The sequence below is a fragment of the Tunturibacter gelidoferens genome (assembly GCF_040358255.1).
Taxonomy (GTDB): Bacteria; Acidobacteriota; Terriglobia; order Terriglobales; family Acidobacteriaceae; genus Edaphobacter; species Edaphobacter gelidiferens.
The window spans coordinates 1,074,525-1,100,687 of sequence record NZ_CP132938.1 but is presented as its reverse complement, the minus strand read 5'-3'; the positions used below and the strand labels follow the sequence as shown (position 1 = coordinate 1,100,687).

The following is a 26,163-nucleotide window of genomic DNA, read 5'->3' as shown; positions in this document are numbered from 1 at the left end:
GCGGATTCAATACTTTCTTCTGTTGGCGCGGATACAGGGAACGTTGTTTCAACAGGTATCACCGACAGAACTGCTTTTGTAGGCAATGTTATTTTCCGATGCAGAACTTACTGAAGATAAGGTTTAGGATGTCGTCGGTCGTCGTAGAGCCTGTGAAAGCGTCCAGCGCGTGAAGACCTTCGTAGAGATCAAGAAGGATCATTTCGTGAGGGATGATCGCGGTCGCCGCTTGCCTCGCTCGATTGAGAGCCGCCAATGCGTCCGATACCGACCGCTGTTGGCGGTGGTTGGTGAGAACCGCGGTCTCAACGTTTGGGATTTCCTTCGTGACCAGCGACAGGATGGCTCGACGTAACTCAGAGATACCCGATCCGGTGAGAGCAGACGTTTCAATCGTTTGAAGAGTAGGTTTCAGGATGTTCGATTCCGGGTGTTCAAGATCTTGCTTGTTGATAACAATGAGGAAGGGGCGGCCAGTCAGGGTGGCTACTGCTGCCGCGTCTTCTTCATGCGGTAGTGCAGTGGCATCCAGGACCAGGAGTACTACATCGGCTTCGGACATAGCTTCGCGGGATTTGGCGATGCCTATTGATTCGGCTTCGTCGGTAGAAACGCGCAGACCTGCGGTGTCGATGAGTTCGAGGGGAATGCCTTCCAGTGATACGCGTTCGGTGACCAGGTCGCGTGTCGTACCGGGAGTCGATGTGACGATGGCGCGGTCGCGTTCGACCAGGCGATTGAAAAGAGAGGATTTACCGACGTTAGGGCGGCCAACTATGGCCATGGTAAAGCCGTCGCGGACGATGCGGCCGTAGTCAAAGGAGTGCTCCAGTGCGGTGAGGGGGGCTTCGATTGCTGTGATTTGGGAGGAGATTTGATCTTGCGCGAGGAGGTCGATGTCGTCTTCAGCGAAGTCGATGCCAGCTTCGAGCGCGGCGATCAGGCTTATAAGTTGTTGTTTTATTGGGGTGATATGACGTGATAGCGAGCCGCCAAGTTGTTGGGCGGCGATGCGGGCCTGATGAAGGGTAGTGGATTCGATCAGGTCGTAGACGGCTTCGGCCTGGGTAAGGTCGAGGCGGCCGGAGAGGAAGGCTCGCTGGGTGAATTCGCCGGGTTCGGCGAGACGGGCGCCGGCGGCGAGGCATTGGCGGAGGAGGTGATGGAGGAGGACGGGCGATCCGTGGGCGGAGATTTCTACGATGTCCTCGGAGGTGTAGGAGTGGGGGGATTGGAAGTAGGTGACTACAGCTTCATCGAGAACTTCGCCTGTGGAATCAAGGATTTCAGCGAAGCGGGCCTGGGCGGGGACCAAGGGATGGCGAAGTTTCAGGAGGGGTTCGGCGATGGTGCGGGCTGCGGGGCCGGAGAGACGGACGATACCGATGCCGCCGCGGCCGGGAGGGGTGGAGATGGCTACGATGGTGTCTTCGGAGTATTTGGAGTCCTCGGAGAGGAATCTGGAATCGGAGTTGGAGTTGGGGTCGCTCACCTGGATTTTTCCATCTTAGCGGGGAAAAAAACCGGCGTGGTGATTGTGGTGTTTTGCAGCGGTTTTTTGCGAAATATGGTGTTTTGAACGTGGTGTTTTGGTGGTGGGAGCGTGGTGAATTGTGGGGTTGGGTATGGTTTTTCGCCGCGTGTTTTTTTTTTGAAAAATGCGCCATGGTTTCGAAGTTTATTTTTGCGGTCTCGCGGTGAAGGAAGAGAGGGAAGTCAAGAGAGGTGCGGCTTGACCTTGGTTGCGGTACGCCCAGGGCAAGTACTGGACGCCTCGCCATTCGACTGCGCTCAGGGTCTCAAGAGTTTGGAGTCGTTCTATAGCAATTTGCCTGATGGTTTAGAGACTGCAAACGCAGATTCCCTTCGGGAATGACAACAAGAAGCGACAGCGACTCCACGCCAACTGCGGCGTTGCTCTAAGGGACCTCTGATTAAGCCGGAAGCAATAGAGACTGCAAACGCAGATTCCCTTCGGGAATGACAAACCAAAAAAAGCGACACCTGGCTGGGTGGGGATGAAGAGACGGGCAGCGAAGAAGGGCCGATTCTCCGCGAGGGAGGATCGGCCCGAGGTCAGGTTTGCTTCGTGGGAAAGCAGACTCTGGGGTTGGAGTGACTAGCAGGAGAGCTTGCGACGGACGACTCCCGCCAGCCCGAGCAGCCCGGTCCCAAAGAGAGCGAAAGTGCTGGGTTCCGGAACGGCAGGAGGCGGTCCAAGGACCTGGGAGTAATCAGCTGACAGGTCCTCGATGAGGAAAGGATTGCTGCTGGTTGCGCCGGTTAGGGAGATGGTTTTGACGAAAGTGCCGCCTTCGGTCCATTCGTTGAGGGAGCCCTGAAAGATGTTTGAGGTGAAGAAGTCGGTTCCATCAAACGCGATTCCGGTTGTACCGCCGGAGTGAGCCGCTGCGTTGATGTAGTCCGCCTGAATGAGGTTGCCGTTGGTGTCGTAGAGATCGTAGTTATCTACGCTGCCATCTGCCTCGTTCGATAAAAGATATCCTTTACCGTTCATCACGAAGTACTCGAGACCGTCGCAGTACCCAGTGCAGTCTGCGAGCGACACCGTTTTCAGCAGCGTTCCTGTAGGGCTGTACAGGTAGGCATGGTTGGTGCCACTGTAGTCGCCGACCCAGAAGTTTGTTCCGTCGTAGGCGATCGTCGAAAGAGCTCTCGAGCCGGCGACAGTAAACAAAGGTCCGTTGTCTGTTTTTGTGGTGAGATTGTAGGAGTAGACGGCGTTGGTGGTAGCCGAGGTGTAATACATTGTGGTCCCGACGACCACTACACCGCGACCGTTGAAGCCGCTGAGACCTGTGTAGGTGTTGGTGACGGCACCAGTGGTCTTATCGATTTGGAAGACGTATGGGGCGCCGTTGTCGGCGTTGTCCCCGTAGATGAAGTCGTCCGCGAGAGCTGAAGAGGTCGCGGCGGCGAACAGGCAGGCTAAAACAAGTAATTTTTTCAAGAAACACCTCCAGAGCTGGTTGTAAAGAGTAAACGAATCCCGAGCCTTCGCTTGCGCTGCGGATGGGAGAAAAAGACCGCAGGTTCTCAGGCGAATGGTGTCGGAGGAACGACAGCATAAACGGAGATAGAGATGATTTTTTTTGAAGGGGCCTAAAAACCGAACCGGAGACATAACCGTCTGGTTTGCGGTAGTGTCTATCGAGCGTTCGCCAAGAAAGCTTTCCAGATAGTGGAGCTTGTTGGCTGACGCGAAGCTAGTTGCAATTGCGGCTCCAACTATCGCTGTTGAAAAGGAAGCATTTATTTGAGTGAAAGTGAGAGTCCGTGCAAAGAATTGCGGATTTGTGGGAACTAGAGGTTTTGTTGCATGGAGATACGGATCACAGAGAGAGCTTTTTGGCTGTGAGCTAAGGTCAATAGGAGAAAAGCAAGAACAGCAGCATGCGCTCCTCGCGTGTAGCTCCGGGCCGAAAACACAACCTTGATCCTGCATGAGAAAAGGCGAAAGGTGCGGCTGGCGTTTTCTCTTCGATCGCATCGGTGATCGATGGCTGAAGACGGAACGCATCTGGAGGGTACGATTGAAGGATGGGGACACAGTTTTCGAATGAGGCTTTGAAGTTTTTGCGGGGGCTGAAGAAGAACAACAACCGCGAGTGGTTTGGGGAGCGGAAGGATGTCTACGAGAAGCAGCTGAAGGAGCCGATGCTGGCGCTGATCGGCGAGGTGAATGAGGCGATGGCGGAGTTTTCGCCGGAGCACCTGCGGCCAGCGAACAAGATTCTGATGCGGATCTATCGCGATATTCGGTTCAGCAAGGATAAGCGGCCTTACAAGCATCATGTGTCGGCGTGGTGGGCGAGGGATGGTTTGCAGAAGACGTCGGGGGGCGGGTTCTATCTGCAGGTGAGTTCGACCGAGCTGCTGATCGCAGCAGGGGTGTACATGCCGGAGCGGGAGCAGTTGCTGGCGATACGGCGATACCTGGTGGATCATCATCTGGAGTTTCGCAAGATTATGGCGGGGAAGAAGCTTCGGTCGTTGATGCAGGAGACTGAGACGCTGTCGCTGACGCGGCCGCCTAAGGGGTTTGCTGCGGATGATCCGGCGATCGACCTGGTGATGTGCAAGCAGTGGGGCTTGTCGGCTACTCTGCCGGTGGAACGGGCGACTTCGCCGGGGTTGCTGAAGGATGTGGTGGAGCGGTTCAAGGTGGCCGCGCCTTTGATCAGGCTGCTGAATACTCCGCTTTTAGGGAAGGCTAAGATGCCTCTCTTTTAAAGACCCTGTCCTGCCGGACGGGCCCACTTCGCGTGGGGCGGTCACTTCGTGACGTGTGTACCTTTTCTGGGTTGGTGATCGGCTCTGGTCCTCCCGTTGGTCGGCGCGAGTTTCGCGGATTTGATGGCGCCGACAACTGGTGCTGGATAGCGAACATCTGATCCAAGTAGCTGGAGGACGGGATGAGCGTGACGGCGATTGTTGTAGCGGTAGTTTGCATCGTGGTGGCGGGGTTGATTGTGCGGCGCGTCCTGGCGAAGCGTGAGGTGAGGGTGAAGAGTATTGAGCCCGAAGCCCTGTATGCGCTGCTGAAGGCAAAGAAGATTCTGCTCTACGATGTGCGTCAGCCGCTGGATTTTCTGGCGCATCCGGAGATTATTCCGGGCGCGACGAGGATCGCGCCTAAGGATATCGCTGAGCATACGGCTGAGTTTTCTCGCGACCAGAACTCTGTTATCTATTGCACGGGCGGCGACGATGAGACCAGCCAGATGGTGTTGGGGAAGGCGCGGGCGCTGAACTTTACGCGAGTGAAGCTGCTGAGGGGTGGCCTTGCGGCGTGGAAGGAGAAGGGGTATCCGGTGGAGGCTTATACGGAGTCCTTCCACCTGGATACGGCGAAGTAGATTGGTTTTGTTTTTGAGAGAACAAGCAACAGCAAAGGCGAAATGCGGGGGTCTCTCCACTGCGCCGTGCGATGAGACCGCACGCCTCCGGTCGAGATGACGCGTTTATCAGTGTCTGGAATAGGCTCGGGCGTTTATGAGTGTCTGGACTGGCTCTGGTCGAGATGACCACATTTTATAAGTTCGGGGCAGACAAGATTAGAGCTTGTTTTTTACTTCGGTCATCAGCGAACCGACGGGGTTGGTGATTGCCTGCTTTGCGATGGTTCCGAACGGTTCGCCGCGGCGGTACATCAGATAGGCTGCGATGACTCCCGATGCGATGGTTGCGAACAGGATGAGCTTGCTCATAGAGCGACGACTTTCGGCTAGTTCTAATTCCTCGGTTCCCATGTTTCCCCCTGGAGCAATGCCTGGATGTAGGATGCAGATTTGTTCGCGGGATGCGTTCGCGGCGATGATCTTTTCTTTCGTTTAGACGATGGGGCGGAGAGCATCGTAGCTGACGCGGACTGCTTCGAGTGAGGTCATTCCTTCGATGGGTGGATCCTGCTCGACGAAGATGTGTTGGAGGCCGGACTTCTCGGCGGCGGCGATGATGGGTTTGAAGTCGATGTGGCCGCGGCCGACTTCGGTGGGGCGATGTGCGGGGTCGACGCCGAGAGTGGTGGTGACGGGAGTGCCGGCGGGGAAGTCCTTGGCGTGCATGAGGGGATAGCGGCCGGGATACTTGGTGAAGTAGTCGATGGGATTGTGGCCGGAGGTGACCATCCAGCCGCAATCGAGCTCGAACTTGACGAGTTTGGGGTCGGTCTCGCTGAGGAGAATCTCGTAGCCGGTGTGGCCGTCGTAGTCGCGGAACTCGAAGTTGTGGTTGTGATAGGCGTACTGGAGACCGGCCTTCTGGGCCTGGGCGCCGATCTCGTTGGCCTTGGCGGCGATCTTTTTGAAGTCGTCGAGGGTGAAGGCTTTGATGAGATCCATCATCTTTGAGACGTCGAAGGCCTGCGGCGAGGCGGGAAGGAGGACGGAGCTGACGACGTAGTGGGCGCCGAGGGTGTTGGCCTGATCGAAGAGTTGGGCGTTGTCGGCCATGCCGAAGAAGAGATGGGCGCTGGGGCATTTGAGGCCCGCGTCGTTGAGCATGGTCCGCATCTGGGCGGCGTTGATGTCCTGGAGGGGGAAGGACTCGACCTCGCGGTAACCGATCTTGGCGAGGGCGTGGAGGGTTGCGAGGGCATCTTTTTTTAGCTCGTCCTGCACGGTGTATAGCTGCACGCCGATGGGGAGACTGGTTTCGCCGAATGCGGATCGGAAGGGAACGAGGGAGGCGAGGCCAACGGCAGCGGACTGTTGCAGGAACAGACGGCGTGAGGGATTCATGCTTCTCCTGATGTTGCTGTGAGTCTTCTGCGGGTTTAGCTGGCTTCGCGATTGTGGCGGAAGCGAGTGTTTTGTTTGATTCGGAATCGGGATCAGTCTACTTGGCGTCTGCGAAGCGCTGTCAAGGGAATAACGCTAGAAGACGTGGCCGAGGCCGAACCACCACTTGCGGTGATCGTTGTTGCCAGCGGCTCCGCCTATATAGATGGGGCCGAGAGCGGTGCGGACGATGACGGCGACGCTTCCGTCCCAAGCTTCGGATTCAAGTTCGTCCACGGGGTTGAGATTGTTGTAGACCTTGCCTCCTTCAAAAAAGCCGACGGCATAGACGCCTTCGCCGAGGAGTGGTGGTAGCCGGAAGATCTTGCGTTCGTATCCGCCTTGAAAGAGCCAGTACTGGGTGCCGAGGAGTTCGTTGCGGCCGTAGGAGCCGAGGCGGAATGGACCGCCGAGTGGGAAGCCCTGGAGGTCGGTGACCTCTGGCGGCGCGCCGAATGCGGTGCCTCCACTGGCGGTAAGGAAGACGCTGTTTTTTTCGTTGAGGGGAAGGTATCCGGCTACGCGAGCTTCGGCGAGGGTGAAGGGGTCGTTGCCTTTGGAGGGCTCGTGGCGTTCGACGCGGAGAAAGGTGTTGACGCCTCGGAAGGGGAGTACGGCATTGTCGGTGCCGTAGTAGGTGTAGCGGAGAGAGGAGACGCTTTGCTGCTGGGGCGGGATGGAGAGGTTGTCGAAATCGACACGTTTGGAGACGGAGTACCAGTACTCGTCCTGACCGAGGCGGAGTTCGGCGTTGCGGCGCCAGGTGTAGCCGACATCGAAGCCGACGCCGTTCTGGTTGATTTGATACTGCGAGGTTCGGGAGCCTTCGTTGTAGAAGTCGAACCGGCTGCTGGTGGCGTAGGCGCGGGGAGCATAGAAGAAGTTGCTGTGGGGCGTGAAGGGCCGGTAGTACTCGCTGCGGACGCCGTAGGAGTAGCCAAAGAAGATGTCGGTGCGCCACTCGGAGCGGAAGCCTCCGAGGTTCTGGAAGATGATGCGGCCGGCCATGCCGAAGAGGACGTCCTGGGTGTCGCCGCCATCGATGTTGATGGCGAGGTCAAGGAAGGGAGGGCCGTTGTAGCGGGGGTAGGCGTTGATGGAGAGCCCGGTTGCGCCGTTGCGGTCGATAAGGTTGTAGCCAGCGGCGTTGAGGGTGCCATAGCCGACGTATCGGGTCATCTCCTTGTCGAGGAAGGCAGCGTTGATGGGTCTGTTGATGACCTGCTGAAGGCTCCGTTCGATCTCGACGCGGGCTGGGCCAGTTACACCTGCTACGGTTACAAATTGGGGATCGGGGACTTCGGTCTTGCGGCGGGAGTTGCGCTGGGCGACGTATGCCGCCCATTCGGCGTCGGTGACGGAGAAGCGGTCGAGGAGTTTGGCTTTGGCTTCGGCCGCGTCTACACCTTTGGGGATGATCTCGCTGGATTTGGTGAACATACTGCTGGTGAAGCCCTGAAGTTTAGAGGTGATGAGGATGTCGGCGGCTTCGAGGCTGTGCATCTCGTTAGCGGCGATGGCGATGCTGACGAAGTTTCCGGTGGTGGCGAGGAAAGAGCCGGGAGTTGTCTGTGGGCCGCCTGAGTTGTCTAGGTAGCTGGCGATGATGAAGTCTGCTCCGTTGGCTTTTGCGACGTCGACGGGGAGGTTGTCTACTGCTGCGCCGTCGGTGTAGGTGACGCCATCGATGACGACGGGGACGAAGATCGCGGGGATGGACATGGTGGCGCGGAGGGCTCGGGCGAGGGAGCCGTTGTCGAAGACGTGGGCTTTGCCTGTGTTCATGTTGGTGGCGACGCAGCGGAAGGGAACGGGGAGATCGTCGAAGGACTTGAGGTTGTAGTCGGCGAGGGTGGCGGCGTCGAGGATGAGGCCGACCTCATGGCCGGAGTTGAGTCCCTCAGGCAGGGAGATGCCGTGGCGGAGGCCGAACTCGAGGCGGTTAGGGTATTCGATCCGGTCCTGCTTGCGACGGTAGGAGAGGTCGGAGAAGGGGACGCGGCCGCCGATGGCGCGGGTCCAGTCGATGTTCTGGACGAGTTCTCGGATCTCGTCGGGGGTTCGACCGGTGGCGTAGAGTCCGCCGACCAGGCCGCCCATGCTAGTGCCGACGACGAGGTCGACTGGGATGTGGTGCTGCTCGAGATACTGAAGGACGCCGATGTGAGCAAAGCCGAGGGCTCCGCCACCTTCGAGGACGAGGGCTACGCGGGGATGACGGCTGGCGGTGGGGGCTGCGTCCTGGGATTTGGGTGCCGTGGTCGCTGGAGCGAGATCGGGAGCAGGAGATGGGGTGGTTGCAGGGATGGTCTGGCTGTGAGTGATGCCGGTAGTGATGAGGAGTATGAGGGAACGGAACAGAGTGCGACCGGTTCTTCGATACAGCGACATACCAAAGTCCTCCAATATCGACAGCACCTGGCGGGTCCGGACGGGAAAGAGTTTGCAGTGGTCCTTTGAACAATGTTATTGCGGCTGATAGCGGCGGCAGCCCAGAGAGCCTGCCGCGCGCGATCAGCATCTCATCTTTTCATTTATTGGGGTGCGTGTCTGCTTTTTTGGGATGTGCAAGTGCAACAGCAGATCCCCTACGGGGATGACAACAAGAAGGCAAAGACAAGTATTACGACAAGACTACGGTACGACTACTGCTACTGCTGGGGCAGAAGCTAGAGCGTTCGATTTATTTTGCCGCGTTGGGTACTGAGAGAGATTTGCGGATGATGGGAGCTACCTTCGTGCCGAGGAGCTCGATGGCATGGAGGAGTTTGTCGTGGTGCAGAGCGGCTACGCTCATCTGGAAGCTGATGCGGGAGATGCCGCCGAGGGCTTCGTTCATCTTGAGGAGCTTTGAGGCTACGGTTTCGGGATCACTGACCATGAGGGCGCCGGTGGGACGGCGGAGGGCTTCGAACTGGCTGCGAGTGACTGGCGGCCAGCCGCGTTCTTTGCCGATCTTGGTGAAGGCTTCGGCGTAGCCGGGGAAGAAGTCGTCGGAGGCCTGCTGGTCTGTGTCGGCTACGTAGCCGAGGGCGTGGATGCCGACTTTGAGCGAGTCTGGCGCGTGGCCTGCTTGTTTGCCTGCTTCGCGGTAGAGGTCGATGAGGGGGCGGAAGCGGTGGGGCTCGCCGCCGATGATGGCGACCATGAGAGGAAGGCCGAGCATGCCGGCGCGGGCGAAGGACTCTGGTGTGCCACCGACGCCGAGCCAGACGGGCAGCGGGTTTTGCAGCGGGCGCGGGAAGACTCCTTGTCCGGTGAGCGCGGCGCGATGTTTGCCGGACCAGTGGATGTTGTTGCTCTGGCGAAGGGTCAGGAGAAGATCAAGCTTTTCTGCGAAGAGGTCGTCGTAGTCTTCGAGCTTGAGGCCGAAGAGCGGGAAGGACTCGATGAAGGAGCCGCGGCCGGCGACGATCTCTGCGCGGCCACCGGAGATGAGGTCGAGGGTTGCGAACTCCTGAAAGACGCGGACGGGGTCGGCGGCGCTGAGGACGGTGACGGCAGAGGTAAGGCGGATGGTTTTGGTGATGGAGGCTGCCGCTGCGAGGATGACGGCGGGGGCGGAGTCGAGGTACTCGGTCCGGTGATGCTCGCCGAGGCCGAAGTGGTCGAGGCCAACTTCGTCGGCGAGCTTGATCTCTTCGAGGAGATGGGCGATGCGCTGCTGCGCGGTGACGGTGTGGCCCGTGACGGGATCTGGAACGAGTGCGGCGAAGCTGTCAATGCCGATCTGCATCGGTTGTCCTCTGGATTGATTGTCTCCTATGGATGATGTGGAGTGGGATTGGATTCAGATGCGGTGCTTCTGTGAACGGCTTCGGTCGAGAGGACGAAGTCTAATGGGGGGGCGGCAAAGACAACAGCAGATTCCTCCGCTTCGCTGCGGAATGACAACAAAAGGGCAGGCAACAGCAACAGCAGCGGCAACGGCAACAGCAGAGGCAGCGGCGGGCAAATCGGGGGAGAGGTACTCCCACCCATCGCAAACTACGCGATGGATGGGGGAACCCTATGATTTGGGTTGCTTCAGGTGTGATTAGAACCAGGGGTTGTGGTCGTGGCAGCCTTTGCCGTCGGTGACGGAGGTCAGCTTCTGGTTCGCGGCGGTGAGAGAGCGGCTGTAGCAGTCGCCGAGGGAGTCGTTGCTGCGGTAGGAGGCGCTGGAGGTGCCTACGCCGGGCGCAAGGATGCTGAAGCCGGAGCTTAGTTGAATAGTGTCCTTTGAAGCGACCTGCTCTTGAGTGTTGGAATGAAAGTAGGAAAAGCCGTCAAGAGACTTCGCTTCAGTGTGGAGGTTCCGCTGGTCGACTGAGACTGTCTGCGTGAAGGTACCGTCGGGATTATTGATTAAGGTGTAGTCGAGGGTGAGGGGGAAAGAGATGTGCCTGGTTGTCTTCTCGATTAGGAAACTGTCGCGAGTTGTGGTCTCGGAGTCGACGGTGCTGGTCTGAACCAGGTTTTGGATTTCGGGTTGGGTTACCGGATTGACGTTGAAAGTCTGGGCGCTGAGGAAGTTGACCTTTTGTGCGACAGTGGTTTCGACGCGGCCGTGCGAGGTGTTGACGTATCCGGTAATGGCGAAGGTGCGATTGGAGCCTACGTTGACGGTGCCGGTGGTGGTGCCGCTGGAGTCGGTGGAGAGGTTCTGAACGACCTCAGGATTTGGTGCGGCGCTGAGGGTGTTGCTGAGGACTCCGCCTGAGACTTCTTTGCTGCCGTGGTCGGTGTAGACGAGCATGTTGGCGGTGGAGAGGAAGTATCCGTTGGCGTTGTAGACGCTGACGGCGACGGTGTGTGTGCTGCCGTCGGCGAGGAGGCCGGCGAAGGGCGTGAGGTCGACGCGGTAGGGCTTGAAGTCGAGGGTCTGGACGCCGGTGATGGGCTCCCAGAGATAGGGGTCGAGGCCTCCGGTGTAGATCCAAGGGTAGACGGGAGCGACGCCGGCGGGTTTGCCGTCGATGGAGATTTCGGTCTCGCGGAAGGCGGTGTTGCCGCAGGTTTCGAGCTCGCCTGCGACGGCGCTGGGGACGCAGAGGTACCAGAACTCGTCGCCGATCTGGCTTTGCGAGATGACGTCGAGGTAGACCTTCTCAACGTTGCGTGGGAGGTTGAGGGTGGCGGTGGCCTGGTCGGTGGTGGTGTTGAGGGTGACGGGGCCGTTGCCGGAGCTTACTGGTACAACGATGTCGGGCGTGACGGGAGCGGGGGCTTGCCAGGAGGCTGGGTAGAACTCGAGCGCGGCGCTGGCGTAGATGATGCCGGTGTAGGTGGAGTTGACGATGTTGCCGATGGAGGCGAGGCCGGTCTGTGGCGATTTGAAGAGTGCCGTGAGGTCGGTGACATCACGCTCAATGTGCCAGGAGGGGCTGAGGGCGGCGCGAGGTTCGGCGGTGGTGCCGTAGAAGATGTTGGTGTCGCCGAGATAGAACCAGGCGCTGCGGTCGAACTGGCGGCCGGCGGTGACGGTAAAGTCGGCAGTGAGGACGACCTTCGCCCAGGGACCGGGGCAGGCTGCGGGAGGCGCGTAGGTGAGGGGCGCGCCGTTGAAGTTTTCAAAGGCTGCGTTGCTGAGCAGAGAGACGACGCAGGGTTTGGTGGGGGGGCGAGAGACAAGAGGCTCGGCCGTGGCTGGGTTCGAAGAGCCTACCTGCGGGGTCGGCGGCACGGGGACGACTTGCGCAGAGGCGGTGCAGAGGGCGAGGGATGCGAGGAGGAGAAATTTCGAAACGGAAGGGAGGACTCCGTCGACGCGCGAGGGGGAGAGTGCTTTGTGCATGACTTCACTCCTTGGATTTGCTGCGGAGATTTGCTGCGGAGGACCATATCACATCGCTGCAACGAGATGAAATGATTTTGAGCATATCTATAATTTTGTTTCATATTAGTGAATGAATGGTTCCGATATTTTCTTTTGTAAGGACCCAGGATGTGGTGGGTCAGTTTCCGGTTAGCCCTTTATACGGCCTAGAACCGGATCAGGCCTGGTTGCAAGAGGTTCTGTGAGAAATCACCTGGTTTCATTGTGTGGCGTAACATTTCGACAGCCTTCGCCGTTTCTCCGATAGACCCCTTTTACCAAGGCCCCTTACAACGAGGGAGGGAACATGAGTTCCACGAAGAACCCAGGCAGATTCGCAGGACTGCTGTATCTACTCTTCTCAATACCTGGCGTCTTCGCCATGGTCTATGTTCCCAGCAAGCTACTCGTGCACGGAAACGCAGCGGCGACGGCCAACAACATTGCGGCCTCCGAGACGCTTTTTCGCCTCGGCATCGCGGCCCAACTCATCAGTCAGGCCGGTTTTATCTTCGTGGCGCTGGCTTTATACGACCTGCTCAAGGGGGTCAACCGGCGGTACGCCTCGCTCATGGTGACGTTCGTTGTTGTCTCGATCCCGATAGCGTTTCTGAATGAGCTGAACTCAATCGCTGCCCTCGTTCTGGTGCGCGGGGCTGACTTCCTATCGCTATTTGAAAAGCCTCAGCGGGATGCTCTGGCTATGCTGTTCCTTAATCTTCATTTTCAGGGACTTGTTGTTGACGAAATATTTTTTGGTCTGTGGCTCTTACCGCTCGCGCTGCTGGTGTACGGGTCGCGATTGCTGCCGCGCTTCCTGGGCATCTGGCTCGCCCTCGATGGCCTGGCGTGGATGATCCTGAGCCTTACGGGCATACTGTTGCCGCAATACTACGACAAGGTGTTTACCTACGCTCAGCCCGCCTCTTTCGGGGAGGTGGCGTTTATGCTGTGGCTTGTCATCAGGGGCGCCAGGTCGCCAGCGCTGGACGCCACAGCCTTATCGTCGGCGGTTAGTTAGGATGCACTTCGCGGGTTGTCGGCAATCCGGAAGTTTGCACTTGGACGAGAAGGCGGCAATCAGGAATCTGACCCACTACCGGAAAACTTTGCGGTGTTGACTCGTGGAATCGATTCGGGGGGACGCTACGAGTTTTGGCGCATGGAGGCTGAATGGCAGGGCGCGATATTTTTATCTGGCTATTGCGGCTAGCTTGCCATCGCGGTTTATCGCGGCCTGAATTCGTGATGAAATTTCGTGCATAGATCGTTGGGTAAAACACTTTTTTTAGGGATCAGACCCTTCCTAAAACGAGGCTGCTGGTGAGGTCTTTGCGCCTCAAATCTGGGATTTTCTTGGAAATTTATGAGAAAAATGTACCTGTTTTCGAACAAAACCGAGAAAAACCGGAAAAAACCTGTGGAAACCGAAGAAAGAGAGTTGACAAAGCGCGCGGAAAGGCTGAAGGTGAATTGCGGTACGGTTCTCCGCACCCGCATGAACACTGGTGATTTCGCATTGCAAAACTGGATGCGCTTTACGAAAACTTTATGTGGGCAAGGTGAGCAGACCTTAGACTCTATATCGAAAGCAAGAAGGAGCAACACATGGCAAAGGGAATGACAAAGACAGCGCTGGTTCGCCACCTGGCGGAAAAGCTCGAACTCACCAACAAGCAGACCGCTGGTTTCCTGGAACTGCTGGCAGAGACCGCAGTGAAAGAGACCAAGAAGAATGGCGAGTTCACCATTCCTGGGATCGGCAAGCTGGTAAAGGCAGAGCGTAAGGCGCGTCTTGGCCGCAACCCGCAGACGGGTGAGACCATCAAGATCAAGGCCAAGACCGTGGTGAAGTTCCGCGTGGCCAAGGTTGCAAAGGACACAATCGCACCGGTAAAGAAGTAGTTCGACTGCGACGCTGAGTGTGCCGGTTGGTGCGGTCGTGTCGCATGAGACAAGCCCTCCCCGATTGATGCGCCTCAGAGTCTAGTCTGCTGAAGCGTGAGCATCAGTAACACCAACCCGCTGTGTCCACGATCTGATGTGGGTGCGGCGGGTTTTCCCTTTACAGATGGCGGATTCCTCTTTGACTCGACCGCACGACTACTTTCTTCTGACAGATCGCTTAGGGTTTGGACAGTGGAGCGAAGGAGACCTTCCCCTCGCCCTTGAACTATGGGGCGATCCTGGAGTGTCTTCGCTGATTGGCGGGCCCTTTACCGATCGTGAGATCGGTGCGCGGCTAGCTCGTGAGAGAGCCATGTTGATCGACCACCAGGTTCAGTATTGGCCTGTCTTCCTGCTTCAAAGCGATGATTTTGCCGGGTGTGCCGGACTTCGGCCCTATAAAAACGATGGCCGCATCTTTGAGATGGGAGTCCATCTGAAACCTAGTTACCAGGGGCAGGGCCTTGCTCAAGAGGCGGCACGAGCCGTTATCGATTTCGCATTCAAGACGCTGCAAGTCCGAGGATTGTTCGTGGGACATCACCCGAAAAATGCCGCGTCGCGACGCCTCATCGGAAGGCTTGGTTTTTCTTTTACGCACGAAGAGTTCTATGCACCTACAGGCTCAAATCACCTGTCCTATCTGCTGATGAATCCGGGCTGTCCCGAAACTCTCTAGGCTCTCTTGGGTGCGGGCTTGAGGAAGGCGCGGACGATGAGGGAGAGGCCGAGTGAGATGAGGACACCCTTGATGATGAGCATGGAGTTGTAGCGCCAGCCGAGCGTCGCGAAGGAGATGGCCACACCCCACATGTAGATTTCGGATAGGAATGCTGTGGGCCAGGTGGGGCGCATGGGGAACGCGGGAATGCGTGCGGTGAATGACGGGAAGAGGCGTGGGACTTTGGCGCAGTACTCAAGATAAGGAGCACCGAGTTTTGCCGTGAGGAAGAACTCTCCTCCTAAGATGAGGCGTAGATGGAAGAGGATGATGGCGAGGATACAGAAGATCGCTCCGCTGGGCGGCATGAGAAGCGCGAGCGCGAAGGTGTGGAAGAAGGTGCCCAGGTAGAGCGGATTGCGGAGATAGCGATAGGGACCAGCCGCCACGAACCCTTCGCCGTGCATCGCGCCAGCCTGAACGATGGAGGGATCGACGTAAGCGGAGCCCCAGGTGCGCAGGAACGCTCCTACGAAGGCGCAGACGATGCCGAGGACCAGAACCGCGATAGTGGCAGCACTGAAGCCAAGCCAGCCGCTACGCGCGGGCCATGCGGCAAGGTACTGCCAGGTGCGGATGGAGTCCAGGTGCAGCAGGCTGTTCCACGGGGCAATGAATCCGAGCAGGTAAATGATGATGCCAATGATGAAACGAAGACGAAACTCAAGGGCTGAGGCTTTCATATTGATTCGGAGATTTCTTTCCTGCTACTTGTGAGTCTCGTCTTTGTAGACCACGCCGGACTTCATGACGAAGGGGACGTGCTGGAGGAGCTTGACGTCCTTGAGCGGGTCGCCGTCGATGGCGATGAGGTCGGCCCACTTGCCGGGTTCTAGCGTGCCGACGCGGTCGGTCCAGCCCATGAGATCGGCCGCGTTCGTGGTGCCGGTCTGGATGCCTTGCAGGGGCGACATGCCAAACTGATTGACGTAGACATCGACCTCGTGCGCGTTGAGTCCATGCGGGTAGACGGCCGCGTCTGTGCCGAGCGCGATTTTGACGCCGGCTTTGATCGCTTTTGCGATGTTCTGCTTTTCAACGGCGCTGACGTCCTTCATCTTCTGAGCATAGAAAGGAGGCAGATTGGCGTACTGCTGAGCCCAATCGATGAGATAAGCCGTCGGAACGAGGTAGGTGCCCTTCTTCTTCATGAGGGCGATATCTTCGTCGTTGATGTAGCTGCCGTGTTCGATGGAGTCGACGCCAGCTTCGGTGGCGAAGAGGATGCCTTGTGCTCCATGCGCGTGGGCCGCCACCTTGCGTCCAAGACGATGAGCATCGGCGACGATGGCCTGCATCTCTTCTAGGGTGTACTGCGAGGCTTGCGGATCGTCGCCCTTGGAGAGGACGCCTCCGGTGGCTCCGATCTTGATGAGGTCGGCACCGTACTTGATGTTTTCGCGGACCTGGTGCTGAACGGCGGGGATGCCGTCGGCTACACCCTGGCCGTGGACATGGTACTCGTACGGGAGAAGGTTCTCGTCCATGTGTCCGCCGGTGATACCGAGGGCGGGGCCGGAGACCTGCATATGCGGGCCGGGAATATGACCAGCGTTGATCTCATCGCGTAAGGCAACGTCGGTGAAATCGTTCGCGCCAACGTTGCGCACAGTGGTGAAGCCGGCTTCGAGCGTGACCTTTGCGTTTTCGACGCCGATGATCGCCTCTTTGGCGGGAGTCATGGAGAGTTCGTAGTAGGGGTCAAAGTTCGGCGCCATGGTGAGATGGGTGTGCACGTCGATCAGGCCTGGCATGACGGTGTATTTCGTGAGGTCGATCTCGATATCGCCGGGCTGCTTCGGGGTAGAGGCCGTCGGCGCGATCGCGGTAATGCGGTCGCCGGTGACGATGATGGTCTGCGCGGCAGGTTCTGCGCCGGTTTTCACGTCGAGGACATGACCGGCGCGGAGGAGGGTGCGTGGTGTCGTTTGAGCGAACACGGAAGAAACTGCAATTTGTAACAAAATAAGGAGCAGATAGTGTTTCACGTGATTCGCGTAACGCATGTGCAGTCTCCTGGACGTTTCTGTTGAGGATTTTTGGTGCGTTGCTGCTCGGCCTGAGTTTTCAAAGAAACTATTGACCGCCTAAGGCGGTGAGGATCGAGTCGAAGTCTTCGAGGCCGGAGTATTCGATGATGACGCGGCCTTTGCCGTTTTTGTCCTCGATGCGGACCTTGAGACCGAGGGTGCGGCGCAGACGATCCTGCGCTTCGCGGACGTTGGGATCTTCGGGTTGGGCGTCGGCCTTCGACTCCTTCTTCTCTTTTGCCTCAGGATTGATGAGGCCTTGTACGTAGCTTTCGGTCTGTCGGACAGAGAGTGATAGCGCGATGACTTTTTGGGCGGCAGCGGTGATGGCTTCAGGGGAATCGAGCGCCAGGAGGGTTCGGGCGTGGCCGAAGGAGAGGTCGCCGGACTCGATTTTTTGTTGGACCGATTCAGGCAAACGTAACAAACGAAGGAAGTTAGCTACACTCGCCCGTTCCTTGCCGGTGCGGAAGGCCATCTGTTCCTGAGTCATCTTGAAGTCGTTGCTGAGACGCTGATAAGCGCGAGCCTGCTCGATGGGGTTGAGATCGGCGCGCTGGAGATTTTCGACGATGGTCATCTCGAGCGTTTGCTCGTCTGAGACCTGACGGACGATAGCCGGGATGGTGTTTTTGTTTGCCTTTTTGCTGGCCAGCCAGCGGCGTTCGCCGGTGATGAGCTGATAGCGGCCTCCGCTAAGTGGCCGCACGACAATAGGTTGTACTACGCCTGACGCTGTGATGGACTGCGCCAGCTCCGCTAACTTGGCCTCGTCGAAGTGGCTGCGGGTCTGGAACGGGTTGCGTTCGATCTGGTCCAGGGAGATCTCCAGCGGCTTGCCGGTTGGTTCTGCGGCAGGTGCTGCCGCTGCGGAGAGAGATATAGGAGCAGGCGTGGGACGCTGGGGGAGGAGGGATTCAAGGCCCTTGCCCAAGGCGCGGCGTTTGGGATCTGCGGTGACGGTTGGCATGATTTTTCGGCTTTCTGTTTTTGAAATGAGAGGCTTGTCCTGCCGGACGGTCCCACTGCGCGTGGGGCGGTCACTTCGTGACTTGTATACCTTGTTGTGGCTTCGCGGATCTGTAGTGATCCCTCCCGTTGGTCGGTGTGAGTTCTGTTCTATTTGCTGGACTGCCAGAAGCGGGTCTTCTTTTCAGGTTTGTTGAAAGACTTGAGAGAGCTTGCGGCTGCTGCGGCTGCCCTTTTTCTGCGTTTCTCTTCTGGGCTGTCCATCTTATTGCGAGTCAGGAGTTCAAGGGCCAACTCGCGATAGGCCTCCGAGCCGCGAGACCTGGGGTCGTAGAGCGAGACGGGCTTGCCGTGGCTGGGGGCTTCGGCGAGGCGGATATTGCGGGGAATCGTGGTCTTGAGGAGCTTGTCCGTAAAGAAGGCTTGCAAATTCTCCGAGACTTGCTGGGAGAGGTTCGTGCGGTCGTCGTACATGGTGAGGAGGACGCCCTCGAGAGCAAGGCCGGGGTTGAATGCCTGACCGACGCGGTCGAGTGTGCTCATGAGCTCGGAGATGCCCTCGAGGGCGAAGTACTCGGCCTGCATGGGGACGAGGAGGCTGTCAGCGGCGACGAGGGAGTTAAGGGTGAGCAGGTCGAGGGCCGGGGGGCAGTCGAGGAGGATAAACGGGTAATCGGCGCGGATGGGCTCGATGGCGTCGCGGAGCTTGTATTCGCGGCGGTCGAGGGATATCAGCTCGATGGTGGCGCCGATGAGGTTTTTGCTGCTGGGAACGAGCTTCAGTGTGTCGATTTCGGTGGAGAGAAGAGCTTCGGCGATGGTGGTTTGGCCAACCAGGATGTCGTAGATGCTGAGACGGGCTTCCTCGCCGTCCCTGGCGCGGGCGAAGCCAAGTCCTCCGGTGGAATTGGCCTGCGGATCGCAGTCGATGAGAAGGGTATTGAGGCCTTCGAGGGCGAGGGCAGCTGCGAGGTTGATGGCAGTGGTCGTCTTGCCGACTCCGCCCTTTTGATTGACGACGGCAATGACTTTGGACGGCTTGGGAGTAGTTTCTGCGGGCTTTTGTGCTGCGTCTTCAGGCTTGGGAGTGAGCTGTTCAGTCGTCATTGCGGTAGTTGCAGGGTATCGGGCGGCGGGCGGCGTGGCAATGGCGGCTGATCTGTGCAGAACGGGCAAGGCTGTGGAGAACTTGTGGGATACGTGTTTTTGGCGTCTGGATTGAAGGCTTTCGGGAGAAGCGATGTGGAAATCTTTTGTTCCACGTGGAACATTTATTGGCGAGTAGCTCGAAGAAGGATGCTGGTTTGGGTACCGGGGATGGGGATCGGGGCTCGAAGGGTAAAATCGGGAGGCTGGATTGGTGGGGCTCCCACGAGTAGAAGGAGTTCTTTTTCGGCGAGGGGAGCAGCAGACGATAAGGCGGCCGCCATGTTGTCCACTGCGCGAAGCGTAACTGTATGAAATTGAATGGTTTTTGGCATGGCTTCGACCCGACCCGCCCATACTTCGACCGGCAGGCCAAGGGTTCGAACGGCTTCGCGCAGAAAGGTGGCCTTTTTATTTTGAGATTCGGCGAGAGTTACGGCGATCTCGGGGCGGAGAATGGCGATGGGCAGGCCGGGAAAACCTGCGCCGGAGCCGAAATCGAGGAGCGTCCTGATTTCGGGGGCTAGATGTTGTCCTGCAAACAGGCTTTCGCCGAAGTGACGACGGACGATCTCCTCGGGGTCGCGAATTGCGGTGAGGTTGGTGCGGGCGTTCCACTTGAGGAGGAGTTCGAGGTAGAGGGAGAGCTGAGAGACGACGACAGGTGCTGCATTCGGAAGATATGGGGTCAGGAGTGAGGCGATCTCCGCCTCTGAGAGGGTTGGCATGGAAGTCCAGTATCTCAGGGTTAGGTCTCAGCGGTTGAGTCTTGGGAATAGGAGTGTTCCACGTGGAACGTTATGAATAGAACGATGCCTTCAGGCGACGGAGGTGTGGATAGGGCGCGGGGTCCAAGTGGCGGCTTGCTCGACGAAACGATCGAAGAGAGCGCGGGACGAGGGGCTGAGGTCATAGCTCCGCTCGGGATGCCATTGGACGCCCAGAACGAAGTGTGAGGTGGCGCCTTCGCTGGCCTGGCCGCCCTCAACGCCTTCGATGACTCCGTCTTGCGGGCAGCGCGCGGCGACGCGGAGACCATCACCGGGGATGCCGATAGCCTGATGGTGGCTGGAGTTGATAGGCAGGCGGAGGAATTCATCCTGCTGGGGGGCCTCGGAGGGGTCCAGGAAAGAGCCCAGCAGGGAGTCGGGCGCGATTGCGGCGTTGTGGGCTATAGCGACACTTCTGCCGGCGGCATGGTTTACCGGGAGGATTGAGAGATCTTGCACCAATGTGCCGCCTCGCCAGACGTTGAGGAACTGCAGCCCGAAACAGATGGCGAAGATTGGCTTGTAGAGGTTGTGGGCGTCCTGGATGAGTAGTTCGTCCACATTTTCCCGGGCGTTGTCCGCGGGAGAACACTCAGGGATGGGTTCCTGGCCGTATTTCTGCGGGTTTACATCGGCGGGGCTGCCGGGGAGGAGGACGGCCTGGCAGGTGTTGATCAGATCCGCGATCGCTTTGGGAGTCTCGTTCAGCGGGATTTCGACCGGATCGCCCCCACTACGTTCTACCGCGGCCGCGTACTGGGGCCATGAGCGCTGGTTATAGGCGAGGTCTGTACTCGTGGGAACGGGGATGGCGATGCGGGGCTTCATGGCAGATTAATCATACGACTTGTCGCTGTGTTCCACGTGGAACATCTTCTCCGTAACTGGCCACAAGTGAAACTCACTATTGATTGGTGGAGTACTGGGAGTACGTGGCGGAGATGGAGTCGTAGAGCCGCTGAGTAAGTGAGTCCGCGTCCCGGGCATTGAGGCCGACGGTAGGAATTGGGTCGCCTATGACGATGAAGACGGGGCGAGGATGAAGAGCGTAGACGTGGATGGGAAGAAGTTCGTAGGTTCCGATGAGAGTGAGCGGCACCAGGGGAACCTGGGCCTTGATGGCCATATAGGCGCAGCCGGACATCATCGTTTGGAGCTGGCCTGTCGCTGCACGGCCCCCTTCCGGAAAGAGAACCAGTGGCAGACCATGCTTCAGCGTGGCGACGCCCCGGTTCAGGCTGGCTATCAGGGAGCGGGGACTCTTCGAATCCACCGGAACCTGGCCAGAGCGATTGAGGTACCAGCCGATGAACGGAATCTTCCAGAGCGATTGCTTGGCCAGAATGCGGAACTGGAAGGGCAGTTTGGCGAAGAGGACTGGCGTGTCCATATAACTGAGATGGTTGGAGGCGTAGACGGCGGTCTCCTGCTCGTGGAGCTTTTCGCGTCCGATGATCTTGACGGGAGATAGGCTGATGAGCAGGAGCGTGCGCGCCCAGAGGTGTGCAATCGCGTGCTGCTGGCGGCCAGACTTATCCCAAAGGCCGGCCAGGAGGGAGATGCATCCGAAACCCGCAGTCGCAATACCAACAAGGGGAATTAGAAGAAGATACGACAACCAGCGAAGCAAAAGCGGGGGCTGCTTCGACGTGAAGGGTAGACCCTCCCGCTCTTCTACGGAGAAGGCAGGCTGAGCCGAAGGCTTTGGTTCGGATACGGAAGCGGCGCCGTTCTCAGTCTTGTCCGGCAGGTTTTCCGCCAGAGGAGAGTCGTTCATAGCTCTCCGGCGAGGCGGCGGATCTCGCCCACTAAATAGACGGAGCCGGTGGCGATGATGAGACCGTTTGAGGGCGTTACGGCACGCGCCTGGGCGAGGGCGGCGGCAAGGTGAGGGGCAGCATGAGCTGGAATATCGAGAGCGTGGGCAGCGGCCAGGAGATCGTCGATATGGGCGGCTCGGGGATTATCGATTGGAGCGAAGACAATGTGGTCCTTGCTGCGTTTGGAATCTGTAGAGGAGGCGTCGAAGAGCGGAAAGAGTATCTGCGCCATCTCGTTGAGATCCTTGTCGCGGAGGCAGCTGAAGACGAGGGTGCGAGGCTGGGCTTCGGGAAGCTGTGCGATCGCGGCGCGGAGCGTCCAGGCACCGGCCGGATTATGCGCTACGTCGAGCAAAAGCTGCGGGCCGCTGGGGAAGCTAAAGAGTTCGAGGCGGCCGGGCCATTGCGTATTCCGAATTCCTGCTTCGATATGGGCATTGGTTATTTTGTAACCAATTTGGTTACTTTCTCCAGCAATCTGGCCTAATTTGTAACCTTCTAAGTGACGTAACTCTGCCGCAGCGGCGATTGCCAGCGCAATATTACGCTGCTGATGATGCCCGGAGAGGGGCGAATTCACTTCGAGGGCTTCCCCGTCGAGCGTAATGCTGTAGTGGTTGGCTGGAAGCGGGGTTGTCGCTTGCTTTCCTGACGCTCCCACTTGGTGGCCTGGAACGGATCTCGAAACACCTGGAGTCTGTCCGGGAATGTAGCTGGCGGCGTTGATGGCGCGGAGATTGAGAGTGGCTGCAGCCTCGCCGATAGCCTGATTCGCGTCGGGGTGTTGAGGGAGGGTGATGAGAGTGCCGTTGGGGCGCAGGATGCCGGCTTTTTCGCGGGTAATCTCTGCGATAGTGTTGCCGAGATAGTCCTGATGGTCGAGAGCGATGTCGGTGAGGATTGAGAGGAGCGGGTCAACGATGTTGGTGGCGTCGAGACGTCCACCAAGACCCACTTCAACGATGGCGATGTCTACCGTGGTCTTTTCCGCGTGCGTCGCGATCTCTCCAGAGAAGTAAAGAAAGCCTACCGCGGTGAGCACCTCGAAGAAGCTGGGCGGGTATGGCAGGTCGCCGGCTTCGACAAGATGGCGGGCGGTCTCGTCGACCTGGAAGTAGAGGCGGGCGAAGTCTTCGTCCGGAATTTGATGACCGTCGATCTGGATTCGTTCGTTGACGCGGATCAGGTGGGGTGAAGTGTAGAGGCCGGTACGGTAGCCGGCGGCGCTGAGGATACTGGCCAGGGTCGCGGCGGTAGAGCCTTTCCCGTTGGTTCCAGCGATCAAAATCGAGGGAAAGGTCGTTTGGGGGTCGCCGAGTGCCGCGGCGAGGACTCGCATGTGGGCGAGGTCGAATTTGCGGCGGGGCGTACTGGGTGTTGCGGGGGCAAGTTCCTGCCCTAAAGCGTAGAGATGGTCGACCGCTGCCGTGTAGGACATGGGGCTATTTTAGGCGATGGCGCGGCTTTGAATAGTGCGGCGGGCACCGTGACCCGGGTCGAACTCGCAAATTCCACTGCCGTGCCGCCTGTAACACCAAGGTGGGATATCGAGGGTGGTTCGGCGGGCGGATAGTGGGGTATCAACAGTTGCAACATGCAATGTTTTGCAAACTAATCTGCCGGTTCAATCCCTGGAGGGGTCCTTAAAACCCAAGGGGAGAAAGGAGACGTTTTATGCGCTTAGCACTAGGTATCGCTTTTGGAATGATCGCCGTGGCACCGTTTTTCGGTCGGTGGAGGGCGAATGTGTGGTTGAAGAAACATATCCCCGCAGAACGTACGATGAAGAGTGTTCCAGAGATCGCTTAACTAAAGCAGCGACAGCCGTAAAAGAAAGACAGGACCGTTGCCCATAGGGGTGCGGTCCTTTTCTTTCGCTCCTGGTCTCAATTCAGGCGATAGATTCGGTAGTTGGATGGGGTGGCAGAAGAAACCAGACTAGATTGGATCTTGGTTCAACACAAAGCGCGGCTCATCTATCGGGCCGCCGCTTCGACTCCCTATTGAAGGGAGAAGGAACAGGCTTGCGTGACTGACTATCGCTCCTGATTTGCCCGTTTGGAGATCATGACGACTTTTGAGATCTCGCTGGGTATCCGAGCAGGACCGGCAAGCATCGCCGTCCTGGTGAATCGCGGCGAGCCCGTCCAGCCCGGGAGACGAAACAGATCGAAGGGGTGAGCCGCAGCAGTCTTATCGTCGCTCTGTTCTGGAGAGTGATGGTCGCGGAGCTCGCCGAGAACGATAGAGCGCGTGGTAGCACGTTCGGCAGGGGAACTCGATTCCCAGTAGAGGCGGAAGCCCTGACCGCAAACCGAACAGTGAATGTCCTGCCGGAACTCGGATCTTCTAAGTAAGACCTGCATGTAGTTGTCGTCCTGTGGGGAGTTTCACCCGAATTTCTGGACACTCTCAAACATCATTACCGTAGCCGGAGCCTCCCGACGAGGCCATAGCACGCTCGTGTCAACGGCATGGTTCGGTAGTAACGCCCGCCGTTATGACCGACGGCGGCCGAGGTTCGTGTCCCATTCGCAAGCCGTCGCCTCGACGCGATTTGCGGCAACCATCTATTCTTGAAGATGTGAGCGAACAGATGATCAGGATTCAGCTTCCGGACGGTTCAGTGCGCGAGGTTTCGCGCGGTACGACAGCGTATGACGTGGCGATGAGCATCTCGCCACGACTAGCTGCAGCGGTGGTAGTAGCGCGGATTCGTCCGCTGACGCCGGCGACTACCGGAGCTGTTGAGACGGATGAGACCTCAGAAGCCGCGATGTATGGCGGCGCTGAGAGTGGAGAGCGGTTGGTCGATTTGACCGCGCCCCTAACGGAAGATGTGGCGCTCGAGCTCCTGAAGGAGAGCGACGAGGCTGCACTGAAGGTGGTGCGTCACTCCGCCGCGCACGTGATGGCTACGGCGATTCTCGAACTCTTTCCCGAGACCAAGCTCGGACATGGACCGGCGACGGACTCCGGCTTCTTCTATGACGTGTACCGTGAGACGCCGTTCAGCGACGAAGATCTCGCCGCGATCGAGACGCGTATGGGCGCGGTCGTTGCGCGCGATGAGAAGTTTCTGCGTGAGGAAGAGTCGCGCGAGATGGGACTGAAGGACTACGCCGAGCAGGGCGAATTCATGAAGGTCCACTTCATCGAGAAGTTTACGCAGCCGGGCGACGAGATCTCGCTCTATCGCAACGGCAAGTTTGTCGACTTTTGCCGTGGCCCGCATGTGCCTTCCACGGGCCGCGTGAAGGCGTTCAAAGTGACATCGGTTGCCGGAGCCTATTGGCTGGGCGATGAGAAGAATCAGCAACTGCAGCGAATCTACGGCACTGCATTCTTCAACACGAAGGATCTCGACGCCCACTTCAAGCGGCTCGAGGAGATCAAGGCTCGCGACCATCGCGTGCTCGGCAAGCAGCTCGATCTGTTTTCCATCCAGGAGGTCGCGGGATCGGGGTTGATCTTCTGGCATGCCAAGGGCGGACTCATTCGTAAGACGATGGAAGACTGGATGCGCGAAGAATGTATCCGTCGCGGTTACGATATGGTTTACACGCCGCACATCATGCGACGAGAGCTTTGGAAGATCTCGGGACATGAAGGTTTCTATTCGCAGAACATGTATCCGCCGATGGAGCTCGACGACGCGGAGTACCGGCTGAAGCCGATGAACTGTCCCGGCCACATCTTGATTTACAAGAACTCGCCCAAGAGTTATCGCGACCTGCCCGTGCGATACGCGGAGCTCGGCAACGTGTATCGCTACGAGCGGTCGGGCACGATGCACGGTTTGCTGCGCGTACGCGGCTTCACGCAGGATGATGCGCACATCTTCTGCATGCCGGAGCAGGTCGTCGACGAGATTGAAGGGTGTCTCGACTTCGCCGAAGCTGTGCTGAAGACCTTCGGGTTTAACGAGTACCGGGTCGAGCTCTCTCTGCACGATCCCAAGAAGTCAGGAGAGTTCGTCGGCAACCCTGGCGACTGGGAGAATGCCGAGTCGGCCCTCAAGGGTGTACTTACCAAACGCGGCGTCGCGTTTAAGGCCATCCCCGGCGAGGGCGCATTCTATGGCCCGAAGATCGATATCAAGCTCGTGGACGTCCTGGGACGGCTGTGGCAACTGTCGACCGTACAGTTCGACTTCAATCTGCCCGCGCGTTTTCAGTTGGAGTACAAGGGCGAGGACGGAGAGCTGCATCAACCCGTGATGGTGCATCGTGCGCTGTTCGGTTCGGTGGAACGCTTCTTCGGTGTGCTGATTGAGCACTACGCCGGCGCTTTTCCGCTGTGGCTCGCGCCGGTGCAGATCGGAATCGTACCCATCTCGGAGAAGCACGTAGAGTATGCCGTCGCGGTGAAGGCGAAGCTTGAAGCTGAGGGCCTGCGCGTGGAGCTCGACCAGCGGAATGAAAAGATGAACGCGAAGATCCGCGAGTTCACCCTGCAGAAGGTACCTTTCGTATTGGTGGTGGGCGACAAGGAAGCGGCTACGGAAGCCGTGAGTGTGAGGACACGCGGAAAGGGCGATGAGGGCAGTGTTGCGCTCAACGACTTTATCGAACGAGCCGGGGGATTGGTCGCTTCGAAGTCGGTTGGTCTGTGATTAAGGTCGGTTGCTCTGTGATTTAAGACGGTTGCTCTCTCAATCG

Annotated in this window: 23 protein-coding genes; 7 read left to right on the top strand and 16 right to left on the bottom strand. The window is 58.3% G+C overall.

The window, feature by feature from the left end; translation table 11 throughout:
* Positions 1 to 88: 88 nt before the first annotated feature.
* Both mnmE and RBB81_RS05170 read right to left on the bottom strand, forming a co-directional pair.
* A complete protein-coding gene (gene mnmE / locus RBB81_RS05175; protein ID WP_353072950.1) occupies positions 89 to 1,492 on the bottom strand; it encodes a tRNA uridine-5-carboxymethylaminomethyl(34) synthesis GTPase MnmE in 1,404 nt (467 codons plus the stop codon).
* A gap of 627 nt (positions 1,493 to 2,119) precedes the next feature.
* Positions 2,120 to 2,971: a PEP-CTERM sorting domain-containing protein gene (locus RBB81_RS05170; protein ID WP_353072949.1), complete on the bottom strand. Its 852-nt coding sequence runs from the start codon at positions 2,969 to 2,971 to the stop codon at positions 2,120 to 2,122.
* 590 nt (positions 2,972 to 3,561) lie between these two features.
* Here RBB81_RS05170 and RBB81_RS05165 point away from each other — a divergent pair.
* Entirely contained in the window at positions 3,562 to 4,254 is a 693-nt protein-coding gene (locus RBB81_RS05165; RefSeq protein ID WP_353072948.1) for a DUF2461 domain-containing protein, read from the top strand.
* Between the two features lie 182 nt (positions 4,255 to 4,436).
* On the top strand, positions 4,437 to 4,880 hold the full coding sequence (locus RBB81_RS05160; protein ID WP_353072947.1) for a rhodanese-like domain-containing protein: 444 nt from the start codon (positions 4,437 to 4,439) through the stop codon (positions 4,878 to 4,880).
* A gap of 198 nt (positions 4,881 to 5,078) precedes the next feature.
* Here RBB81_RS05160 and RBB81_RS05155 read toward each other — a convergent pair whose 3' ends face one another.
* The 5 genes from RBB81_RS05155 to RBB81_RS05135 all read right to left on the bottom strand — a co-directional run bounded on the left by RBB81_RS05155 (position 5,079) and on the right by RBB81_RS05135 (position 12,078).
* The gene (locus RBB81_RS05155; protein ID WP_353072946.1) at positions 5,079 to 5,231 is read right to left on the bottom strand and encodes a hypothetical protein; all 153 of its coding nucleotides are present in this window, start codon (positions 5,229 to 5,231) and stop codon (positions 5,079 to 5,081) included.
* Between the two features lie 123 nt (positions 5,232 to 5,354).
* Positions 5,355 to 6,263: a sugar phosphate isomerase/epimerase family protein gene (locus RBB81_RS05150; RefSeq protein ID WP_353072945.1), complete on the bottom strand. Its 909-nt coding sequence runs from the start codon at positions 6,261 to 6,263 to the stop codon at positions 5,355 to 5,357.
* A 135-nt stretch (positions 6,264 to 6,398) separates the two neighbouring features.
* Positions 6,399 to 8,693, bottom strand: a complete 2,295-nt coding sequence (locus RBB81_RS05145) for a patatin-like phospholipase family protein (protein ID WP_353072944.1) — start codon at positions 8,691 to 8,693, stop codon at positions 6,399 to 6,401.
* 292 nt (positions 8,694 to 8,985) lie between these two features.
* Positions 8,986 to 10,038, bottom strand: coding sequence for an LLM class flavin-dependent oxidoreductase (locus RBB81_RS05140; RefSeq protein WP_353072943.1), 1,053 nt, complete (start codon positions 10,036 to 10,038; stop codon positions 8,986 to 8,988).
* A 300-nt stretch (positions 10,039 to 10,338) separates the two neighbouring features.
* Positions 10,339 to 12,078 (bottom strand): peptide-N4-asparagine amidase, encoded by a 1,740-nt coding sequence (locus RBB81_RS05135; protein WP_353072942.1) that lies wholly within the window; start codon positions 12,076 to 12,078, stop codon positions 10,339 to 10,341.
* A 328-nt stretch (positions 12,079 to 12,406) separates the two neighbouring features.
* Here RBB81_RS05135 and RBB81_RS05130 point away from each other — a divergent pair, with 328 nt between their 5' ends.
* The 4 genes from RBB81_RS05130 to RBB81_RS05115 all read left to right on the top strand — a co-directional run bounded on the left by RBB81_RS05130 (position 12,407) and on the right by RBB81_RS05115 (position 14,725).
* Positions 12,407 to 13,120 carry a DUF4386 domain-containing protein gene (locus RBB81_RS05130; RefSeq protein WP_353072941.1) on the top strand — a complete coding sequence of 238 codons (714 nt, stop codon included), beginning with the start codon at positions 12,407 to 12,409 and terminating at the stop codon, positions 13,118 to 13,120.
* Between the two features lie 345 nt (positions 13,121 to 13,465).
* Positions 13,466 to 13,723 carry a hypothetical protein gene (locus RBB81_RS05125; RefSeq protein ID WP_183790654.1) on the top strand — a complete coding sequence of 86 codons (258 nt, stop codon included), beginning with the start codon at positions 13,466 to 13,468 and terminating at the stop codon, positions 13,721 to 13,723.
* Positions 13,708 to 14,004, top strand: coding sequence for an HU family DNA-binding protein (locus tag RBB81_RS05120; RefSeq protein ID WP_158792936.1), 297 nt, complete (start codon positions 13,708 to 13,710; stop codon positions 14,002 to 14,004). The genes RBB81_RS05125 and RBB81_RS05120 overlap by 16 nt, the downstream gene beginning before the upstream one ends.
* 136 nt (positions 14,005 to 14,140) lie before the next feature.
* Entirely contained in the window at positions 14,141 to 14,725 is a 585-nt protein-coding gene (locus RBB81_RS05115; protein WP_353072940.1) for a GNAT family N-acetyltransferase, read from the top strand.
* On the opposite strand, the gene RBB81_RS05110 is transcribed toward RBB81_RS05115, so the two are convergent.
* The 9 genes from RBB81_RS05110 to RBB81_RS05070 form a co-directional block, all read right to left on the bottom strand.
* Positions 14,722 to 15,450: a methyltransferase family protein gene (locus tag RBB81_RS05110; protein WP_353072939.1), complete on the bottom strand. Its 729-nt coding sequence runs from the start codon at positions 15,448 to 15,450 to the stop codon at positions 14,722 to 14,724. The genes RBB81_RS05115 and RBB81_RS05110 overlap by 4 nt on opposite strands.
* Before the next feature lie 24 nt (positions 15,451 to 15,474).
* The gene (locus RBB81_RS05105; protein ID WP_353072938.1) at positions 15,475 to 16,773 is read right to left on the bottom strand and encodes a metal-dependent hydrolase family protein; all 1,299 of its coding nucleotides are present in this window, start codon (positions 16,771 to 16,773) and stop codon (positions 15,475 to 15,477) included.
* Between the two features lie 70 nt (positions 16,774 to 16,843).
* Positions 16,844 to 17,767, bottom strand: coding sequence for a ParB/RepB/Spo0J family partition protein (locus RBB81_RS05100; RefSeq protein WP_353072937.1), 924 nt, complete (start codon positions 17,765 to 17,767; stop codon positions 16,844 to 16,846).
* Between the two features lie 149 nt (positions 17,768 to 17,916).
* Positions 17,917 to 18,873 carry a ParA family protein gene (locus RBB81_RS05095; RefSeq protein WP_353072936.1) on the bottom strand — a complete coding sequence of 319 codons (957 nt, stop codon included), beginning with the start codon at positions 18,871 to 18,873 and terminating at the stop codon, positions 17,917 to 17,919.
* A 164-nt stretch (positions 18,874 to 19,037) separates the two neighbouring features.
* Entirely contained in the window at positions 19,038 to 19,640 is a 603-nt protein-coding gene (rsmG, locus tag RBB81_RS05090; protein WP_353072935.1) for a 16S rRNA (guanine(527)-N(7))-methyltransferase RsmG, read from the bottom strand.
* A 90-nt stretch (positions 19,641 to 19,730) separates the two neighbouring features.
* Positions 19,731 to 20,510, bottom strand: a complete 780-nt coding sequence (locus tag RBB81_RS05085) for a gamma-glutamyl-gamma-aminobutyrate hydrolase family protein (RefSeq protein ID WP_353072934.1) — start codon at positions 20,508 to 20,510, stop codon at positions 19,731 to 19,733.
* A 76-nt stretch (positions 20,511 to 20,586) separates the two neighbouring features.
* Positions 20,587 to 21,459, bottom strand: a complete 873-nt coding sequence (locus tag RBB81_RS05080; RefSeq protein ID WP_183790668.1) for a lysophospholipid acyltransferase family protein — start codon at positions 21,457 to 21,459, stop codon at positions 20,587 to 20,589.
* Positions 21,456 to 22,940, bottom strand: a complete 1,485-nt coding sequence (locus tag RBB81_RS05075) for a bifunctional folylpolyglutamate synthase/dihydrofolate synthase (protein ID WP_353072933.1) — start codon at positions 22,938 to 22,940, stop codon at positions 21,456 to 21,458. Before RBB81_RS05075 ends, RBB81_RS05080 begins: the two co-directional genes overlap by 4 nt.
* A 598-nt stretch (positions 22,941 to 23,538) precedes the next feature.
* Complete coding sequence (locus tag RBB81_RS05070) at positions 23,539 to 23,868, bottom strand: hypothetical protein (protein ID WP_353072932.1); 330 nt, start codon at positions 23,866 to 23,868, stop codon at positions 23,539 to 23,541.
* Positions 23,869 to 24,098: 230 nt separating this feature from the next.
* On the opposite strand from RBB81_RS05070, the gene thrS reads away from it, so the two are divergent.
* Positions 24,099 to 26,117 (top strand): threonine--tRNA ligase, encoded by a 2,019-nt coding sequence (gene thrS / locus RBB81_RS05065; protein ID WP_353072931.1) that lies wholly within the window; start codon positions 24,099 to 24,101, stop codon positions 26,115 to 26,117.
* The last annotated feature ends 46 nt before the right edge of the window (positions 26,118 to 26,163 follow it).

Excerpts from the sequence above, each read along its gene's own strand:
- RBB81_RS05165 (WP_353072948.1), top strand. The coding sequence starts at position 3,562 with ATGGGGACACAGTTTTCGAATGAGGCTTTGAAGTTTTTGCGGGGGCTG.
- RBB81_RS05160 (WP_353072947.1), top strand. The coding sequence starts at position 4,437 with ATGAGCGTGACGGCGATTGTTGTAGCGGTAGTTTGCATCGTGGTGGCG.
- RBB81_RS05155 (WP_353072946.1), bottom strand. The coding sequence starts at position 5,231 with ATGAGCAAGCTCATCCTGTTCGCAACCATCGCATCGGGAGTCATCGCA.
- RBB81_RS05150 (WP_353072945.1), bottom strand. The coding sequence starts at position 6,263 with ATGAATCCCTCACGCCGTCTGTTCCTGCAACAGTCCGCTGCCGTTGGC.
- RBB81_RS05145 (WP_353072944.1), bottom strand. The coding sequence starts at position 8,693 with ATGTCGCTGTATCGAAGAACCGGTCGCACTCTGTTCCGTTCCCTCATA.
- RBB81_RS05140 (WP_353072943.1), bottom strand. The coding sequence starts at position 10,038 with ATGCAGATCGGCATTGACAGCTTCGCCGCACTCGTTCCAGATCCCGTC.
- RBB81_RS05135 (WP_353072942.1), bottom strand. The coding sequence starts at position 12,078 with ATGCACAAAGCACTCTCCCCCTCGCGCGTCGACGGAGTCCTCCCTTCC.
- RBB81_RS05130 (WP_353072941.1), top strand. The coding sequence starts at position 12,407 with ATGAGTTCCACGAAGAACCCAGGCAGATTCGCAGGACTGCTGTATCTA.
- RBB81_RS05125 (WP_183790654.1), top strand. The coding sequence starts at position 13,466 with ATGAGAAAAATGTACCTGTTTTCGAACAAAACCGAGAAAAACCGGAAA.
- RBB81_RS05120 (WP_158792936.1), top strand. The coding sequence starts at position 13,708 with ATGGCAAAGGGAATGACAAAGACAGCGCTGGTTCGCCACCTGGCGGAA.
- RBB81_RS05115 (WP_353072940.1), top strand. The coding sequence starts at position 14,141 with ATGTGGGTGCGGCGGGTTTTCCCTTTACAGATGGCGGATTCCTCTTTG.
- RBB81_RS05110 (WP_353072939.1), bottom strand. The coding sequence starts at position 15,450 with ATGAAAGCCTCAGCCCTTGAGTTTCGTCTTCGTTTCATCATTGGCATC.
- RBB81_RS05105 (WP_353072938.1), bottom strand. The coding sequence starts at position 16,773 with ATGCGTTACGCGAATCACGTGAAACACTATCTGCTCCTTATTTTGTTA.
- RBB81_RS05100 (WP_353072937.1), bottom strand. The coding sequence starts at position 17,767 with ATGCCAACCGTCACCGCAGATCCCAAACGCCGCGCCTTGGGCAAGGGC.
- RBB81_RS05095 (WP_353072936.1), bottom strand. The coding sequence starts at position 18,873 with ATGACGACTGAACAGCTCACTCCCAAGCCTGAAGACGCAGCACAAAAG.
- rsmG (WP_353072935.1), bottom strand. The coding sequence starts at position 19,640 with ATGCCAACCCTCTCAGAGGCGGAGATCGCCTCACTCCTGACCCCATAT.
- RBB81_RS05085 (WP_353072934.1), bottom strand. The coding sequence starts at position 20,510 with ATGAAGCCCCGCATCGCCATCCCCGTTCCCACGAGTACAGACCTCGCC.
- RBB81_RS05080 (WP_183790668.1), bottom strand. The coding sequence starts at position 21,459 with ATGAACGACTCTCCTCTGGCGGAAAACCTGCCGGACAAGACTGAGAAC.
- RBB81_RS05075 (WP_353072933.1), bottom strand. The coding sequence starts at position 22,940 with ATGTCCTACACGGCAGCGGTCGACCATCTCTACGCTTTAGGGCAGGAA.
- RBB81_RS05070 (WP_353072932.1), bottom strand. The coding sequence starts at position 23,868 with ATGCAGGTCTTACTTAGAAGATCCGAGTTCCGGCAGGACATTCACTGT.
- thrS (WP_353072931.1), top strand. The coding sequence starts at position 24,099 with ATGATCAGGATTCAGCTTCCGGACGGTTCAGTGCGCGAGGTTTCGCGC.